This is a genomic window from Novosphingobium resinovorum, from assembly GCF_027922145.1.
Lineage (GTDB): Bacteria > Pseudomonadota > Alphaproteobacteria > Sphingomonadales > Sphingomonadaceae > Novosphingobium > Novosphingobium resinovorum.
The window spans coordinates 40,881-56,457 of the sequence record NZ_BSFC01000013.1 but is presented as its reverse complement, the minus strand read 5'-3'; the positions used below and the strand labels follow the sequence as shown (position 1 = coordinate 56,457).

General features: G+C 68.4%; 16 protein-coding genes and 1 riboswitch. Of the genes, 11 read left to right on the top strand and 5 right to left on the bottom strand.

Going from position 1 to position 15,577, the window contains the following annotated elements; all coding sequences use genetic code 11:
• The first annotated feature begins 179 nt into the window (after positions 1 to 179).
• Positions 180 to 395: riboswitch (cobalamin riboswitch) on the top strand.
• A gap of 180 nt (positions 396 to 575) precedes the next feature.
• The 4 genes from PKE80_RS09035 to cobJ are packed head-to-tail and all read left to right on the top strand — an operon-like array spanning position 576 to position 3,854.
• Positions 576 to 1,721, top strand: a complete 1,146-nt coding sequence (locus PKE80_RS09035; protein WP_370424491.1) for a ferredoxin-like domain-containing protein — start codon at positions 576 to 578, stop codon at positions 1,719 to 1,721.
• A complete protein-coding gene (locus tag PKE80_RS09030; protein WP_271182203.1) occupies positions 1,721 to 2,350 on the top strand; it encodes a precorrin-8X methylmutase in 630 nt (209 codons plus the stop codon). The genes PKE80_RS09035 and PKE80_RS09030 overlap by 1 nt, the downstream gene beginning before the upstream one ends.
• Entirely contained in the window at positions 2,347 to 3,081 is a 735-nt protein-coding gene (gene cobI, locus PKE80_RS09025) for a precorrin-2 C(20)-methyltransferase (protein ID WP_271182202.1), read from the top strand. Before PKE80_RS09030 ends, cobI begins: the two co-directional genes overlap by 4 nt.
• Positions 3,082 to 3,089: 8 nt before the next feature.
• Positions 3,090 to 3,854 (top strand): precorrin-3B C(17)-methyltransferase, encoded by a 765-nt coding sequence (gene cobJ, locus PKE80_RS09020; protein WP_271182201.1) that lies wholly within the window; start codon positions 3,090 to 3,092, stop codon positions 3,852 to 3,854.
• Here the strand turns inward: cobJ and PKE80_RS09015 are convergent.
• The gene (locus PKE80_RS09015; RefSeq protein ID WP_271182229.1) at positions 3,818 to 4,579 is read right to left on the bottom strand and encodes a cobalt-precorrin-6A reductase; all 762 of its coding nucleotides are present in this window, start codon (positions 4,577 to 4,579) and stop codon (positions 3,818 to 3,820) included. The genes cobJ and PKE80_RS09015 overlap by 37 nt on opposite strands.
• Between PKE80_RS09015 and cbiE the strand changes: the two genes are divergently transcribed.
• The 4 genes from cbiE to cobF are packed head-to-tail and all read left to right on the top strand — an operon-like array spanning position 4,578 to position 7,724.
• Entirely contained in the window at positions 4,578 to 5,786 is a 1,209-nt protein-coding gene (gene cbiE / locus PKE80_RS09010) for a precorrin-6y C5,15-methyltransferase (decarboxylating) subunit CbiE (RefSeq protein WP_271182200.1), read from the top strand. The genes PKE80_RS09015 and cbiE overlap by 2 nt on opposite strands.
• Positions 5,768 to 6,151 carry a cobalamin biosynthesis protein gene (locus tag PKE80_RS09005; protein WP_271182199.1) on the top strand — a complete coding sequence of 128 codons (384 nt, stop codon included), beginning with the start codon at positions 5,768 to 5,770 and terminating at the stop codon, positions 6,149 to 6,151. The genes cbiE and PKE80_RS09005 overlap by 19 nt, the downstream gene beginning before the upstream one ends.
• Entirely contained in the window at positions 6,148 to 6,933 is a 786-nt protein-coding gene (gene cobM / locus PKE80_RS09000; protein WP_271182198.1) for a precorrin-4 C(11)-methyltransferase, read from the top strand. The genes PKE80_RS09005 and cobM overlap by 4 nt, the downstream gene beginning before the upstream one ends.
• Positions 6,930 to 7,724 carry a precorrin-6A synthase (deacetylating) gene (cobF, locus tag PKE80_RS08995; protein ID WP_271182197.1) on the top strand — a complete coding sequence of 265 codons (795 nt, stop codon included), beginning with the start codon at positions 6,930 to 6,932 and terminating at the stop codon, positions 7,722 to 7,724. Before cobM ends, cobF begins: the two co-directional genes overlap by 4 nt.
• On the opposite strand, the gene PKE80_RS08990 is transcribed toward cobF, so the two are convergent.
• The gene (locus PKE80_RS08990; protein WP_271182196.1) at positions 7,705 to 9,108 is read right to left on the bottom strand and encodes an aldehyde dehydrogenase family protein; all 1,404 of its coding nucleotides are present in this window, start codon (positions 9,106 to 9,108) and stop codon (positions 7,705 to 7,707) included. The genes cobF and PKE80_RS08990 overlap by 20 nt on opposite strands.
• A 136-nt stretch (positions 9,109 to 9,244) precedes the next feature.
• On the opposite strand from PKE80_RS08990, the gene PKE80_RS08985 reads away from it, so the two are divergent.
• A complete protein-coding gene (locus PKE80_RS08985; RefSeq protein WP_271182195.1) occupies positions 9,245 to 11,110 on the top strand; it encodes a diguanylate cyclase in 1,866 nt (621 codons plus the stop codon).
• Between the two features lie 94 nt (positions 11,111 to 11,204).
• Positions 11,205 to 11,954 carry a sulfite exporter TauE/SafE family protein gene (locus PKE80_RS08980; RefSeq protein WP_271182194.1) on the top strand — a complete coding sequence of 250 codons (750 nt, stop codon included), beginning with the start codon at positions 11,205 to 11,207 and terminating at the stop codon, positions 11,952 to 11,954.
• An 18-nt stretch (positions 11,955 to 11,972) separates the two neighbouring features.
• On the opposite strand, the gene PKE80_RS08975 is transcribed toward PKE80_RS08980, so the two are convergent.
• Positions 11,973 to 12,737, bottom strand: a complete 765-nt coding sequence (locus tag PKE80_RS08975; protein WP_271182193.1) for a class I SAM-dependent methyltransferase — start codon at positions 12,735 to 12,737, stop codon at positions 11,973 to 11,975.
• A 111-nt stretch (positions 12,738 to 12,848) separates the two neighbouring features.
• Here PKE80_RS08975 and PKE80_RS08970 point away from each other — a divergent pair, with 111 nt between their 5' ends.
• On the top strand, positions 12,849 to 13,751 hold the full coding sequence (locus PKE80_RS08970) for a LysR family transcriptional regulator (RefSeq protein ID WP_271182192.1): 903 nt from the start codon (positions 12,849 to 12,851) through the stop codon (positions 13,749 to 13,751).
• 21 nt (positions 13,752 to 13,772) lie between these two features.
• On the opposite strand, the gene PKE80_RS08965 is transcribed toward PKE80_RS08970, so the two are convergent.
• Together PKE80_RS08965 and PKE80_RS08960 are read right to left on the bottom strand one after the other, a co-directional pair.
• Positions 13,773 to 14,561 (bottom strand): ABC transporter ATP-binding protein, encoded by a 789-nt coding sequence (locus tag PKE80_RS08965; RefSeq protein ID WP_271182191.1) that lies wholly within the window; start codon positions 14,559 to 14,561, stop codon positions 13,773 to 13,775.
• Positions 14,555 to 15,574 carry an ABC transporter permease gene (locus PKE80_RS08960; protein WP_271182190.1) on the bottom strand — a complete coding sequence of 340 codons (1,020 nt, stop codon included), beginning with the start codon at positions 15,572 to 15,574 and terminating at the stop codon, positions 14,555 to 14,557. The genes PKE80_RS08965 and PKE80_RS08960 overlap by 7 nt, the downstream gene beginning before the upstream one ends.
• Positions 15,575 to 15,577 lie beyond the last annotated feature (3 nt).

Genomic DNA, 15,577 nt, shown 5'->3' with positions numbered 1-15,577 from the left:
GATGCGGTCAGGGACAAGTTCATGATTACACACTCCGTCAGGGGTGCAGTGGATATAGTCGCTGCGGGCACCGATCGCAATCGACTGATTCGATGACGATCAATCCTGGCGAACAGGAGTTTACCCTCCTGCAAAGTCGCTGTAAGGCGCAGCGCTCGAAGGGTGGGGAAACTCCGTTCTTCGAACATGATCGCGCCGGTGCCCCTGACGGGGCTTAATCGGGAATGCGGTGCGGGGGCTTGCTCCCAAATCCGCGGCTGTCCCTGCAACTGTAAGCGGGTAGCGCGATGCACTCGCCCTTTCGAGGGGCAGCCACTGGGCCTTAAAGGTCCGGGAAGGCGTGCATCAAGCTGTGACCCGCGAGCCAGGAGACCTGCCGGCGCACTGGTCGCTCTTGCCTTGGTCCAGGGGATGGTCACGGCACGGTTGTTCTTCCGTCTGGGCGACGAAGCGGTGCGGCTGGGGCTGCACGCGCGCGTGTCGCCGGGCGCCTGTTGCGCCCGCCCGTCGGCCCGCGTCGGTCGGCCGTGGCCGGTAAGCCCCATCCTCAGGTTCGGCCCGGCGCGCGGGGTGGGATGGCTGTGAGCCTGCAGGAAGAGGGCGTGATACGGGGCTGGTGCCCCGACGCCTGGCGTCCGATGATGGCCGGAGATGGACTGCTGGTGCGGGTCAAGCCGCACCTCGGCCGGATGAGCTCCGCCCAGGCGGTTGCCTTGGGCGAGGCCGCGCTGGCCTATGGCAATGGCCTGATCGACCTGACGCGGCGTGCCAACTTCCAGATTCGCGGGGTGGGCGAGCCGCACTGGCCGGTCCTGCTGGAGCATCTGTGCGCGCTCGGTCTCGTCGATGGTGACGGCGAGCGGGAGAGCCACCGCAACATCCTCGCTGCACCGGACTGGCGTGCGGGCGACGACACCGCGCGCATCGCCGACGAGCTGCGCGACCGGTTGGCGGGATTTCCGCAGCTGCCGGGCAAGGTCGGCTTTGTCATCGATGCGGGCGAGGTGCCGGTACTGGCGCGCGAACCGGGAGATTTCCGGATCGAACGCACGCTCGATGGCCCGCTGATGCTGCGCGCCGACGGGCGGGCCGAGGGCGTGAAGCTGACGGTCGGCGGCGAGGTCGATGCCTTGCTGGCGCTCGCGCGGTGGTTCGTCGAAAGCGGCGGCGCGAAGGCGCGGCGGATGGCCCGGCACCACGCTCCGCTGCCCGCCTGGGCCCGCGATGGTGCCCGGCCCGCCCCGCCTCAGCCGCCCATCGCGCCCGGCCGGTGGCGGGACGGGATCGCCTGTGGTTTGCCGTTCGGGCGCATCGAGGCGAAGACATTGCTGGACCTGATGCGAAGCCCCGGCGTCACCGGAGTGCGCCTGACGCCCTGGCGCGTGCTGCTCGTCGAAGGGGGCTGCTCGACCGATGTTCCCGGTCTCGTGACCGATCCCGCCGATCCGCTGCTGCGGGTGGATGCCTGCCCCGGTGCCCCCGCTTGCCCGCAGGCCAGCGTGGAAACCCGCGATCTGGCCCGGCGGCTTGCCCCCCTCGTGCCGGGCCGTCTGCATGTGTCCGGGTGCGCCAAGGGCTGCGCCTCTTCGCTGCCCGCCGACGTGACCGTGACCGGCCGCGGCGGACGCTACGACCTTGTCTTCGGGGCCCGCGCCGATGCGCAGCCGCTGTGCCGAGGGCTGGACAGCGCCGACATTCTCGCCCGCCTTGGAGCTTCCTGATGCCGCATGCCTACGAGAAGGACGGCGCCGCGATCTATCGCCAGTCCTTCGCTATCATCCGCGCCGAGGCCGATCTCGTGCGCTTCGGGGCCGAGGAGGAGCCGGTCGCGGTGCGCATGATCCATGCGGCGGGCATGGTGGGCCTCGAAGCGCATATCCGCTTCTCGCACGGTTTCGCGGCGGCAGCGCGCGATGCGCTGGTCGCCGGTGCGCCGATCCTGTGCGATGCGCGCATGGTGTCCGAGGGCGTGACCCGCGCGCGCCTGCCCGCAGACAACCGGGTGATCTGCACCCTCAACGACAGCCAGGTACCGGACCTCGCCCGTACCATGGGCAATACCCGCTCCGCCGCCGCGCTGGAGCTGTGGCGGCCGCATCTGGCAGGTGCGGTGGTGGCGATCGGCAACGCCCCCACGGCGCTGTTCCACCTCCTCGACATGCTGCAGGACCCGGCCTGCCCGCGCCCGGCGGCGATCATCGGCTGTCCGGTGGGCTTTGTGGGAGCGGCCGAGTCCAAGGACGCGCTGTGGGAGGCGGCGCCGGTCCCCTGCTGCATCGTCGAGGGGCGCCTCGGCGGCAGTGCCATCACGGTGGCGGCCATCAACGCCCTTGCGAGCCGCGCCGAATGAGCGCGCCGGATCATGGCACGATCCATGGCGTCGGCCTTGGCCCCGGCGCAGCCGACCTCATGAGCGTGCGTGCGGACCGGCTGGTGCGCGGCACGCGGCAGATCGCCTATTTCCGCAAGAAGGGCCGCGCCGGCCACGCCCGGCGCATCGCGCAGGACCTGCTGCGCGCCGATGCGGTCGAGATCGCGATGGAATATCCGGTGACCACCGAAATCCCGCTGTCCGATCCGGGCTACAACGCCTGCCTCTCCGAGTTCTACGCCGGATGCACCGAGCGGCTGCTGGACGCCACCCGCACCGGCGAGGATGTGGTGGTGCTGTGCGAGGGTGATCCGTTCTTCTACGGGTCGTTCATGCACCTCCACAGCCGCCTTGCGGGCCAAGCGCCTGTGGAGGTCGTGCCCGGCATCACCGGCATGGCGGGTGCATGGAACGCCACCGGCCTGCCGATCACGTGGGGGGATGACGTGCTGACGGTGGCGATGGCCACTCTGCCCGAAGCGGAGCTGGCGCGGCGCATCCGCGATACCGACGCGCTGGTGGTCATGAAGATCGGCCGCAACCTGCCCAAGCTGCGCCGCGCCGTGGCCGCAGCCGGGCGCGAGGATGCCGCATGGCTGGTCGAGCACGCCGCCATGCCGGGCCAGAAGGTGACCCGGCTGGTCGATGCCGAGCAGGTCGCGCCCTACTTCTCGATCCTGCTCATTCACGGACAGGGGCGTCGACCGTGAGCGGGGCCATGACCACAGGATGGGTTGCGGTTGCCGGGCTGGGGCCGGGCAGCGAGGCACTCGTCACGCCCGAAGTCACCGCTGCGCTGGCCGAGGCGACCGACGTGGTCGGCTACATTCCCTATGTTGCGCGCGTGGCGCCTCGGCCGGGGCTGACGCTGCATCCTTCCGACAACCGCGTGGAACTGGACCGGGCGGCCTTGGCGCTCGACCTTGCGGCGCAGGGGCGCAGGGTGGTCGTCGTGTCATCGGGCGATCCCGGAGTCTTCGCGATGGCCTCCGCGCTGTTCGAGACGCTGGAGGCAGGGCCGGTTTCATGGCGCGGTCTCGACATACGCGTGCTGCCGGGGATTACCGCCATGCTCGCCGCCGCGGCACGGGCAGGCGCGCCGCTCGGGCATGATTTCTGCGCGATCAACCTGTCCGACAACCTTAAGCCGTGGAACGTCATCGAGAAGCGCCTGCAGCTGGCGGCGGAGGCGGACTTCGCCATGGCGTTCTACAACCCGCGATCCAGGGCGCGGCCCGAAGGGTTCGCCAGAGTGCTGGAAGTGCTGCGCGATGCCTGCGGCGACGAGCGGCTGGTCCTGTTCGCCCGCGCGGTATCGACCCCGGAGGAAAGCCTGAGGATCGTGCCGCTCGGACAGGCGAGTGCGGAAATGGCTGACATGCGCACCGTGGTGATCGTCGGATCGAGCCGGACGCGGGTGATCGAGCGGCCGGGAGGACCGACCCTTTACACCCCGCGCTCGGTTTCCGGGGATGCGGCGTGAGCGATCCAGTCGAGTACGTCCTCGGGCCGATGGAACTCGGTGCGGGTCGGGAGCGCCGGGCGCTCGATCATCAGCACCGGCAGGCCGAGATCGCGCGCGGCGACAAGTTTCGCCTTGGCGCCGCTGCCGCCCGCGTTCTTGCAGACCACGAGGTCGATCGCATGGTCGCGCAGCAGCCGGGTGTCGTCTTCGACGCTGAAGGGGCCGCGATCGATGACCAGCGTGTGATGGGGCAAGGCGGACGGCTGGTCCGGCGCATCGACGAAGCGCAGCAGGTAGTGATGCTGCGGGCGGGCGGCGAAAGCCTCCACATGCATGCGGCCCAGTGCAAGCATGATCCGGCGCGGCGGGCCGCCAAGGGCATCGACGGCAGCGGCGATGTCGGGAGCAGGGCGCCAGTCGTCTCCGGCTACCGGTTCCCATGCCGGACGGGTGAGCGCGAAGAGAGTTACGCCTGCGATGCGGGCCGCTTCCACCGCGTTCGCGCTCATCGTTGCGGCGAAGGGATGGGTGGCGTCCACCAGATGAGTAACGCAGTTTGCGCGCAAGTAGGCGGCGAGCCCGGACACGCCGCCGAAGCCGCCGATGCGCGTGGGGATCGGCTGCGGGCGCGGGTTTTCGGTGCGTCCGGCATAGCTGAGCATTGCGGTCATGCCGGACGCCGCCAGCAGGCGGGCAAGCGCGCTCGCTTCGGTGGTTCCGCCCAGCAGCAGGATGTTCGGCATGGCTGACAGCATCGCTTCCCCCTGGTTGACGATCGTGGGCATCGGCGAGGATGCGGCGGACGGACTGAGCGCGGCAAACCGCGCGGCACTGGAACAGGCGCAACTGGTGATGGGCGCCGCCCGCCACCTCGCGCTGCTGCCGGGGCTTAGTGCGCCGAGCCGCGAATGGCCAGTTCCCTTCGCCGACGGCATCCCGCTGCTGCTGGCGGAGCGCGGGCGCAAGGTGGTAGTGCTGGTCTCCGGCGATCCGTTCTGGTTCGGCGCGGGGAGCAGTGTGACTCGCGATCTTGCTCCGGGCGAATGGATCGCGCACCCGGCGCCTTCCACGTTCGGGCTGGCGGCGGCGCGGCTGGGCTGGGCGCTGCAGGACTGCACCTGCCTTGGTCTTCACGCCGCGCCGGTGCAGCGCCTGCGGCCTCACCTTGCCAAAGGGCGGCACATACTGGTGCTCGTGCGTGATGGCGAAGCGGTGGCTGGGCTGGCCGCGTATCTGGTCGAGCGTGGTTTCGGCGCTTCTACGCTGCATGTGCTGGAAGCATTGGGCGGGCCGCGCGAACGGGTGCGCAGCGTCGAAGCACAGGCGCTGGGCTTCGACGATATCCGGCATCCGGTAGCGGTGGGGATCGAGGTCGCCGGCGTGGGTGACGCCTTGCCCGCGACCAGCGGCTTGCCTGACGATCTGTTCGATCACGACGGCCAGATCACCAAGAGCCCGCTGCGGGCCCTGACGCTCAGCGCCCTCGCGCCGCGTCCCGGCGAGCGCTTGTGGGACATCGGGGGCGGCTCGGGCTCGGTCTCGATCGAATGGTTGCTGGCGCATCCGGCCAACACCGCCTGCGCCGTCGAGGCCGATCCGAGCCGCGCCGGTCGGGCGAGGGCGAACGCGCTGGCGCTGGGCGTGGACCGGCTGGAACTCGTCCTCGGCCGCGCGCCTCAGGTCTTGCCTGACGGCCGCCCGCCGGATGCCGTGTTCATCGGTGGAGGACTATCTGACGGATTTCTCGACGCCTTGTGGCAGCGGCTTCCCACAGGCACCCGGCTGGTAGCCAATGCTGTGACGCTGGAGTCCGAAGCCTTGCTCGCCCGCTGGCAGGGCGAGCAAGGCGGCACGCTGATGCGCATCGAACTTGCGGATGCGGCACCGCTCGGCACCCGGCGCGGCTGGCGTTCGCGCTATCCGGTGGTGCAGTGGAGCGTAGTGCTGTGATCGTGGCGGGCTTCGGTTTTCGCAAGGACGCCAGCGTGTTTTCGCTGATTTCCGCGTATCAGCTGGCGCGCGAGGGGGCGCCGCCCGTCACGCATCTGGCCGCTCCGGCCGACAAGGCGGAACTGCTCGCCGAACTGGCGAACCTGCTGGACCTGCCCCTGATCGCCGTACCGCCCGGCCGGCTGGCGCAAGTGTCTACGTGCACCGCCTCCACCGCCGCGCAAGCTGCAAGAGGCGTCGGTAGCGTCGCCGAGGCCAGTGCACTTGCCGCTTTCGACGACGATGCCGCCACGCTCGCAGGCCCCCGCCACATTTCACGCGACCGCATGGCGACTTGCGCCATAGCCCTGGGAGTTTCCGCATGACCGTTCACTTCATCGGCGCCGGCCCCGGCGCGCCCGACCTTCTGACCCTGCGCGGCCGCGATCTGATCGCGGCGAGCCCGGTGTGCCTCTATGCCGGGTCGCTGGTGCCCGCAGAGGTGCTGGACCACTGCCCGCCCGGCGCGCGCATCGTCAACACCGCGCCGATGGACCTCGATGCCATCATCGCCGAGATCGCCGAGGCCCATGCCGCCGGGCAGGACGTCGCGCGGCTCCATTCGGGCGACGTGTCGGTCTGGTCGGCGATGGGTGAGCAACTGCGCCGCCTGCGCGCGCTGGACATTCCCTTCACCGTCACCCCGGGCGTTCCGGCCTTCGCGGCCGCTGCCGCCGCGCTGGAGGCCGAACTCACTCTGCCCGCGCTGGCGCAGTCGCTGGTGCTGACCCGCACGCCCGGCCGCGCGAGCACGATGCCGCCCGCCGAAAGCCTGACCAATTTTGCCGCGACGGGAGCGACGCTGGCGATCCACCTGTCGATCCACAACCTCGAAAGGGTCGTGGCCGACCTTGCCCCGGTCTACGGCGCCGATTGCCCGGTCGCGGTCGTATGGCGGGCGAGCTGGCCCGACCAGCGCATCGTGCGCGCCACGCTGGATACGATCGAAGACGCCGTTGCCGGGAGCATGGAGCGCACCGCGCTGATCCTCGTCGGCCGGGTGCTCGCTGCCGAGGACTTCGGGGAAAGCAGCCTCTACGCCCGCGGCTACGACCGCCGCTTCCGGCCGCAGACCGCAGACTCCCGCTACGCCGGATCTGCCAAGTGATCCATCTCGATCTCATCGGCATCGGCACGGGCAATCCCGATCACCTGACCGTCCAGGCGATGCGCGCGATGAACCAGGCCGACCTGATCCTGCTGCCGCGCAAGGGCAGCGCCAAGTCGGGGTTGCTCGACGTACGCCGGACCATCTGCGACGCCGTGCTGACGCAGCCGGTGCGCGTGGTCGAGTTCGACCTCCCGACCCGCGATGCCGGGGGCGACTACATCGATGGCGTGCAGTCCTGGCACGGCGCGATCGCCGCCGCATGGGCCGCGCAGATCGCCAAGCACCTGCCCGAAGGAGGCAGGCTTGCCCTGCTGGTCTGGGGCGACCCCTCGCTCTATGACAGCACCTTGCGGATCGCTGGGCAACTGATCGGAGGCGGGATGGCCATCGAGGTGCGCGTGGTGCCCGGCATCTCCAGCCTCCATGCGCTGACCGCCGCACATGCGATCCCGCTCAACCGGCTGGCGGACGCGGTGACGATCACGACCGGACGGCTGCTGCGCATGCATGGCTGGCCGCCCGGCGCGGGAACGGTGGTGGTCATGCTGGACGAGGGCGGTGCCTTCGAGGCGCTGGATGCGCAAGGCATCGACATCTGGTGGGGCGCCTACCTCGGCATGCCCGGCGAAGCACTCGTCGCCGGGCGCCTTGCCGAAGTGGCGGAGACGATCATCGATCTGCGTTCGGCGCTGCGACGGGAGCATGGCTGGATCATGGACGTCTACCTCATGCGCAAGTCGCACGGGACCGCCGACGATCGATCAGGGCTCAGCCAAGTGCGACGTTGACGATCCTGGGCTGGGTGAAGTCCTCCATGCCCTCGATGCCCTGCTGACGACCGATCCCGGACTGTTTTGCGCCGCCGAAGGGCACGTCGAAGGGCAGTTCCAGGTGCTTGTTGACCCACACCGTTCCGCTTTCGATGCGTGAAGCGACCGCGATGCCGCGATCGATGTTAGAGGTCCACACCGTCCCGCCGAGGCCGTACTCGCTGTCGTTAGCCCGCCCGATCGCATCTTCCAGGTCGTCATAACCCAGCACCGGGAGCACCGGGCCGAACTGCTCCTCGCGCACGAGGCGGGCATCGTCGGGCAGGTCGCGCACGATGGTCGGCGCGATGAAGTAGCCGTCGCCTGCAAGCGCTTTCCCACCGGCGACGATGGTGCCCTGCGCTCGTGCGTCCTCGATGAAGCCCAGCACCTTCTCGAACTGGGCACGGTTCTGGATCGGCCCGATCGTTGTGCCCTGTTCGAGCCCATCGCCGACGACGGCCTCTCCGGCGAGCCTGACAAGCTCGGCGCATAGCGCATCGATCATCGAATTGGGGACGTAGACCCGCTTCACGGCAAGGCAGATCTGCCCCGCATTGGTGGTCGCGCCGCCGAATATCCGAGGTGCGACCTTGGCGATGTCCGCATCGTCGAGAATGATCGCCGCGTCATTGCCGCCCAGTTCCAGTGTGAACCGCTTGAGCGTATCGGCTGCGCTGCCCAGCACTTTCCTGCCGGTGGGCGTGGAGCCGGTGAAGCTGATATGCGCAACGTCGGGATGCCGGCTGAGCAGGGCGCCAAGGTCGTTCTGGTCGACCAGCGTCTGGAAGACGCCGGGCGGAAGAATGCCGACGGCGACCTCGCCCAGCAGCAAGGTGGTGAGCGGCGTGGTCGGCGCCGGCTTGGCGATAACGGTATTGCCGGTGATGAGGGCCGGGGCGAGCTTCACCATCAGCAGCAGCAAGGGGTAGTTCCACGGCGTGATCGCGGCTACCACGCCCAGCGGATAACGCTGCTCGATGATGCGTTCCGTCGGCGTCTCGCGCAGGACACGCGGCTCGAGGGTGAGCGGCGCGTAGTACGTCAGCGCGGCGACGGCGCCGAGAACCTCCTGCCTTGCCTCCTTCAGCGGCTTTCCCTGTTCCTGGGTGAGCAGCCGCGCGAAGTCGTCGACCCGCAGCCTGATCGCATCGGCAAGTTCGTGGAGGCAGCGGCTTCTTTCGGCGAACCCCAGTGCGGCCCAGCCCGGAAACGCGCGCTTCGCGGCGGCGATCGCCTGCAACGCCTGTCCCTCGTCCGCGCGGGGGGCGGACGCGAAGGCGCGGCCGCTTGCCGGGTTCACGACCTCGATGCTGGATGCACCGTCGATCAGTGCGCCATCGATCAATAGTTCGTAAGGCATGGTTGCGCGCTTTCCTTCGGTGATGCGAGACATGGCTCAGACCGGATCGCTGATTACCCGCTATTCGGGATTTGGCTAGAGGTCGCCTTGTTGGGGGATGCACCAAAAAGTAACCACAATGGTCTAGCTTCCGTTCATGCGCATTGCGACGATCACCAACTGGGCCTATGGCGCGACCGTCTGCCTTACCATCGTGGCGGGCATCACGATGGTTCTGGCTTCCAGCGCCGACAAGGTCGAGCGCGCGGCGGTGCGTCAGCGCGACCTGTTCGACCAGTTGACCTTCGAGGTCGAGAACGACCTTGCCGAACTGACCGATCAGGCTCGCCTCGCGACGGTGACCGACGACCCCAGCCATGCCATCGCCTACGAGCGCACGCGGGCCTCGCTCGGCTCGGTTGAACAGCGCCTCGCGAGGCTGAAGGACGGCGGCGCCAGCGAACAGGAACTGCGCTCGTTGGCGGAGGGTCTCCGCTGGGCTACGACGCTGGAGGACGAGCAGCAGGCCGCGATCGCCGCCAGCCGTCGCGGCGAGAGCGCCACTGCGCGGGCGATCGTCTTCGGACCGGAGTACGAGCGCGAACTGGAGCGTGTGCGCTTCCTGATCGGCCGCTTCCGCTACATGCTCGACCAGCGATCGGACAATGCGATCGAACAGGCGAGCCAGGCCTCGCAGCGGCTGCGCTCGGTGTCCGAGGCCATGGTCGCGATCACGGCCGCTCTGTTCCTGCTGGTTTTGGGCTTCATCCTGAAGCGACGCATCCTGCGTCCGGTCATGACGCTGAGCGACGTGGTCAACCGCCTTGCCGACCAGGACTACACCGTGGAAACCCCGGCGTTCTCGCAAGTCGACGAGATCGGCGACATGGCGCAGGCGATCCGCATCTTCCGGGAGAACGGGCTGGAGCGCCAGCGGCTGGAGCGCGAGCGCGATGCCGACTGGGCCGTGCGGGACCTGCTGGCGCGCATGACACAGCGCTTGCAGGGGTGCGAGAGCGTTTCCGACCTCTTCGCCGTGGTGCGCCTGTTCGCCCCCAAGATCGCGCCGACGCTGGCGGGACGGCTCTATACGCTGGACAACCGCATGAAGCTGATGGTCTGTGCCGCCGAGTGGCGCGGGGCCAAAGATCAAGGAGTCAAAGATCAAGGGGTGGGGGAGCGCGGGCCGCAGGGCACCGACGCGGCGTTCGGCCCGGACGATTGCTGGGCGCTGCGGCGCGGTCAAATCCATGCGCCCGGCGGCGAGATGCTCGACGTGCCTTGCCGCCACGTTGTTCCGTCTGCGGCGCGGGCGACCATCTGCGTGCCGCTGACCGCGCAGGGCGAAACGATCGGCCTGCTGGTGCTGGAGAACCTGGCGGCCGACCATGGGCCGGACGATTCCACCGGCGTCTACATCGAACTGATGTCCGAGACCGTCGGGCTCGCGCTTGCCAACCTGAACCTTCGAGACGTGCTCCACCAAAAGGCGCTGTTCGACCCGCTGACGGGTTTGCGCAACCGGCATGAACTGGACGATGCCCTACGCCGGCTGGTCGCCACCGCCGATGCGGCAGGTACGCCGATCGCCTGCCTGATGATGGACATCGACCACTTCAAGGGCCTCAACGACCGCTTCGGTCACGATGCCGGGGACTTCGTCATCCGCACCGTCGCGGCTGTCTTCGCCGGTGGTGCGCGAGATGACGATCTGGCGCTTCGCTATGGCGGCGAGGAATTCCTCATGCTGATGCCGGGGGCTGACGAGGCACTGGCGCTGGAGCGGGCCGAGCGTATCCGCGAGCGGGTGGCGGGCCTCGATCTCACGCAGGAGGGGCAGCCTCTCGGACAGGTCACCGTCTCGCTGGGGCTGGCCGTCTATCCCCATCATGGACCGATCCAGGCATTGATCACCACTGCCGACGCAGCGCTTCTTCGTGCGAAGGAAGGCGGCCGCGACCGCGTCGTCGTAGCCACCCAGCGCAACCGTGTCGGCGGTATCTCGCCTGCTGTCGCAATCTGAAGCCCCTTTTTCGCATTAGCCTTCGTTCAGGACGAAGGCACGGCTTCGCATCATCCGGATTGTGCGGGGCGCCCGGCATCCTCATAGCCGTGCCATGACCGCAGATTTTCTCCTCATCGGATCGGGCCTGCTGGCGGGGGCGATGAACGCGCTGGCGGGCGGCGGTTCGTTCGTTTCCCTGCCGGCGTTGATGGCGGCGGGTGTGCCGCCCGTGACGGCGAATGCCTCCAGCAGCCTGGCGCTCTATCCGGGCGGGGCGGTCAGTGCCTGGGTCTATCGGGACGGGCTGGGGCCGATCGCGGGCGTCTCGCTGCGCTGGATGGCGGCGGTATCGGTCGTTGGCGGGCTGGCGGGAGGGGTGCTGCTGCTGGTGACGCCGCAGGCGCTGTTTCTCCAGGCACTGCCATGGCTTTTGCTCGCCGCGACCATGGCGCTGGCCTTCGGGCGGCGCATCATGTCCGCGATCCACGGCTGGAGCGGCGCGGGTCGCGGCCTGATCCTGACCGGGCAGTTCATCCTCGGCATCTACGGCGGCTATTTCGGCGGCGCCGTGGGCATCATGATGATGGCGTTCTGGAGCTTTGTGACGCCCGATGACCTCAAGCGCCTGCAAGGGCCGCGCACCGTGCTGGTCACGGCGGCGAACACATCTGCCGTCCTGCTGTTCGCAGCCATGGGCGTGGTTGGCTGGCGCGAGGTTCTGATCCTCGCCCCAGCCGCGGCGGCAGGCGGCTATCTGGGCGCGTTGCTGGGGGTTCGTCTGCCTTCCGGCGTCGTGCGGGCCTTGACGCTGATCCTGGCGGTCTGCGTGACTGCCGCGTTTTTCGTGAAAGCCTACGGCTAGAACCACGGAGGCTGGGCGCTATGCCGCCGTCAGTTCGAAAGTCGCGATGCGGATGGTGAAGCTGCCGTCCTCCCGGATGGCGAAGGCATCGCGCACCGCTTCCGATGCTTCGGTCTGCAGCGCCCGGATCGCGGTGACGAGGGGCGCCGGGGTCTTCATCCGCTCGACCCATGCGGCGAACTCCATCGGCAGGGAATGCGTGGAAACGCGGAGGGTATCGAACCCGGCGCGGCTCAGTGCGGCCGACCATTCCTCGATCCGGTAGTCGCGAACATGGCTGCGGTCGCGCAGCAGTTCCACCGCCTGCAGGTGCGTGTCGAGCATCGGATGGCCGGGGGAAACTACGTCGATGAAGATCGCGGGCGCCCCGGCTTTCAGAACGCGCCGCGCTTCGCGCAAACCGGCGTCGAGGTCCTGCCAGTGATGCGCGCTCATGCGGCAGGCCGCGGCGTCGAATTCGCCGTCGGCGAAAGGCAGCGATTCCGCTGCGGCCTGCCGGGTACTAATGTTGACGATACCGCGCCGCCGCGCTTCGCCAGTCACCGCATCGAGCATCGACGGGGAAAGGTCGCAGGCGATGACCTCGCCGACGTTTGGTGCAATCGTATAGGAGACGTGACCGCCCCCGCAGCCGAGATCAAGGACCTTTGCGGCCGACCAGGCTTGCGAGACATGCGCCAGTCGCTCAAGGTCAGGGCCGCTGGAGTGTGCGGTGCTGGAGACGTAGGCCTGCGCCTGTCCGCCGAACTGCCGGTCGACGATCGCGTTGTGCTCGCTTTGCATGGTGGTTCTCTTTCCTGTCCTGTGTGACGTTGCTGCCCGACCTGTGGTCCGTCCCGCAGCATGCGACAATGCGGGATATGCGATGCCAGCCTTCGCTGTTAACGAAGGCACATGCGTTTCGACCTTACCGACCTTCGCCTCTTCATCGCCGTAGTGGAGGCAGGCAGCATCTCCGGTGGCGCCAATCTTGCGCACATGGCGCTGGCTTCGGCGAGCGCGCGGATCAGCGGCATGGAGGCCGTGCTCGGAACCTCGCTGTTGGAGCGCGGCCGGCGTGGTGTGGTGCCCACACCTGCGGGACGCACTTTGTTGGCGCATGCCCGCATCGTGACGGCGCAGATCGAGCGCATGCGGGGTGATCTCGGCGTTTTCGCATCGGGCCTCAAGGGGCACATCCGCATGCTTTCGAATACGGCTGCGCTTGTCGAACTGCTTCCCGCCGCCGTGCGGGTGTTCCTGATTGCGCATCCCGACGTGGATGTCGACATCGAGGAGCGTACGAGTGCAGATATCGTTGCTGCCGTCGCGGAAGGGAGGGCCGAATTCGGGCTGATCGCGAACTCGGCCGATACGGCTGGGTTGGAGACGGTGACGGTCGCAGAGGACAGGCTGGTCGTCCTTTTTCCATCCCAGCATCCCCTTGCGAGCAGTTCGTCGATGCGTTTTGCCGAACTGCTAGACCAGCCTTTCGTTGGCCTGAGCGCCGGGGCGTTGCATTCGCATCTGGCGGATCAGGCCGCGAAACTTGGCCGCAGGATTGGCTACCGGGTGCGCTTGCGCAGCTTCGAGAGCGTGGCCCGGCTTGTGGAAGCCGGCGTCGGAATAGGCATTCTACCGCTCGCGGCAGCCGAACGTGTTCGTTCCGGCGGGTTGACGATCGTGCCGCTGGCGGATCGTTGGGCACGCCGCCATCTGGTGCTTTGTGCGGCCGACTTTACCGCGCTCAGCCGCCACGCGGCCGCGCTTGTCGATGAAATCGTCAGGCAGGGCGAAGCCGTGTCGCAGCACCCATGAAGCATTTGGCTCCGGGGCTTCTCAAAGCTCGTGGGCGTGTCCGAGCGAGGCGAGAATGTCCCGGCGCAAGGATTGCAGGGCTGGATTGTCGCGGCGACGGGGATAGGGCTCCTCGACCGCCACCTCGCGCACGATCCGGGCGGGGCGGGGGCTGAACACGACGATCCGCTGGGCCAGCAGCAGGGCTTCCTCGACATCGTGGGTGACCAGCAGCACGGTGAACCCGGCATCGCGCCACAGGCGCAGGATTTCGGTCTGCAGGGTCATGCGGGTCAGCGAATCCAGCTTGCCGAAAGGCTCGTCCAGCAGCAGCAGGCGCGGGTCGTTCACCAGCACGCGGGCGAGCGCCGCGCGCTGCGCCATGCCGCCGGAAAGCTCGCTCGGCAGGGCCTGCTCGAAGCCTCCGAGGCCGACGAGGCGCAAGGTCCGGTCGGTCCGCGCGGCGGCTTGCTGCGGGTCCACGCCCTGCGCCTCGAGGCCCAGCGCGACATTGCCGCGCACGCTGCGCCATGGATATAGCGTCGGGTCCTGGAACACGAGCAGCCGCGACGGATCGGGGCCGACGATGCGGACCTTGTCGGCGCCCAGCTTGCCCTCGGAGGGCGCCTCCAGCCCCGCCAGCAGGCGCAGAAGCGTGGATTTTCCGCAGCCGCTGGGGCCGAGCAGGGCGACGAATTCGCCCGGCTCAATGTCGAGGGTGACGTCGTCCAGCACCGGCAGCGGGCCGCCGGGCGTGTCGAAAGCGTGGTGAACGCCGCGCACCTGTACGGACAGGCCGGTGGTCGCGGGGGAATGGACCAGAGTTACCATCGAACGATTGCCTTCTGCCAGGCGAGCACGCGGTCGCGAACGGTGAAGAGGAGGGCGATGAGGCTGGAGAACAACAGCGCCATCACGATCAGCGCGCCGTAGAGGTTGGCATAGGCCGCCCACCCTTGCGCCCACTGCAGATACCAGCCGAGCCCGGCCTTGACGCCCATCATCTCGGCCACGATCAGCACTGCGAACGATGCGCCGAGGCCCATGAAAAGGCCAACGAAAACGTCCGGGAGCGCGGCCGGGATCGCCACTTTGAGGATCAGGAACCGCTCGCTCGCGCCCAGGGTCCGGGCGATGTCATAGTACGCCGCATTGACGCCCTTGACGCCTGAGGACGTCAGCACCGCGACCGGAAAGGCGGTCGCCAGCGCGATCAGGAAGGTGCTCGCGCTCTGCGATCCGGGGAACACGAAGAACGCCAGCGGCAGCCATGCGGTGGCGGGCAGCGGGCCGACGAAACGCAGGATCGGGTGGCCCCAGTAGCTCGCCTGTTTCCACCAGCCGATGGCGACGCCGTTGGCGAAACCGACCGCCCCGCCGATCGCATAGCCGGGCAGCAGCAGGAGCAGTGAACGGGCCGCGCTTTCGAGCAATCGGGCGCTGTCGTCGGTGTAGACTTCGAGGATCGACTGGGGCGGCGGGAAGAACGGAAGCGGCAGAATTGCGGTCTTTGCGGTCAGAATCTGCCACAGTGTAAGCAGCACCGCACCCGCGCCGAGCCAGCGATCCCACGGCCGGAGGGCCGCCAGTCGGCCGCGATTTCCGGCGAATGCTAGGAGGAACAGGGCGGCACCCAACGTGCACTCAACGGCACCCAGAAGCCCCGAACGGGACCATGGCGTGATATCCGGCCACGTCCAGGTGACCCCGGCGGCGGCGGCCCATGCCAGCGCCGCGACAATGCCGCCTCGCCACACCGGAGCGCGCGGGGAAGCCGGTTCGACGACCTCTTCACTGCGTCCGGCGAAGCGATCAGACGATAAGGCGAGGGCGCTGCTGCTCATGGC

Bases quoted from the DNA above. Each gene is read 5' to 3' on its own strand.
- PKE80_RS09035 (WP_370424491.1), top strand. From the start codon at position 576: ATGGCTGTGAGCCTGCAGGAAGAGGGCGTGATACGGGGCTGGTGCCCC.
- PKE80_RS09030 (WP_271182203.1), top strand. From the start codon at position 1,721: ATGCCGCATGCCTACGAGAAGGACGGCGCCGCGATCTATCGCCAGTCC.
- cobI (WP_271182202.1), top strand. From the start codon at position 2,347: ATGAGCGCGCCGGATCATGGCACGATCCATGGCGTCGGCCTTGGCCCC.
- cobJ (WP_271182201.1), top strand. From the start codon at position 3,090: ATGACCACAGGATGGGTTGCGGTTGCCGGGCTGGGGCCGGGCAGCGAG.
- cbiE (WP_271182200.1), top strand. From the start codon at position 4,578: ATGGCTGACAGCATCGCTTCCCCCTGGTTGACGATCGTGGGCATCGGC.
- PKE80_RS09015 (WP_271182229.1), bottom strand. From the start codon at position 4,579: ATGCCGAACATCCTGCTGCTGGGCGGAACCACCGAAGCGAGCGCGCTT.
- cobM (WP_271182198.1), top strand. From the start codon at position 6,148: ATGACCGTTCACTTCATCGGCGCCGGCCCCGGCGCGCCCGACCTTCTG.
- PKE80_RS08990 (WP_271182196.1), bottom strand. From the start codon at position 9,108: ATGCCTTACGAACTATTGATCGATGGCGCACTGATCGACGGTGCATCC.
- PKE80_RS08985 (WP_271182195.1), top strand. From the start codon at position 9,245: ATGCGCATTGCGACGATCACCAACTGGGCCTATGGCGCGACCGTCTGC.
- PKE80_RS08980 (WP_271182194.1), top strand. From the start codon at position 11,205: ATGACCGCAGATTTTCTCCTCATCGGATCGGGCCTGCTGGCGGGGGCG.
- PKE80_RS08975 (WP_271182193.1), bottom strand. From the start codon at position 12,737: ATGCAAAGCGAGCACAACGCGATCGTCGACCGGCAGTTCGGCGGACAG.
- PKE80_RS08970 (WP_271182192.1), top strand. From the start codon at position 12,849: ATGCGTTTCGACCTTACCGACCTTCGCCTCTTCATCGCCGTAGTGGAG.
- PKE80_RS08965 (WP_271182191.1), bottom strand. From the start codon at position 14,561: ATGGTAACTCTGGTCCATTCCCCCGCGACCACCGGCCTGTCCGTACAG.
- PKE80_RS08960 (WP_271182190.1), bottom strand. From the start codon at position 15,574: ATGAGCAGCAGCGCCCTCGCCTTATCGTCTGATCGCTTCGCCGGACGC.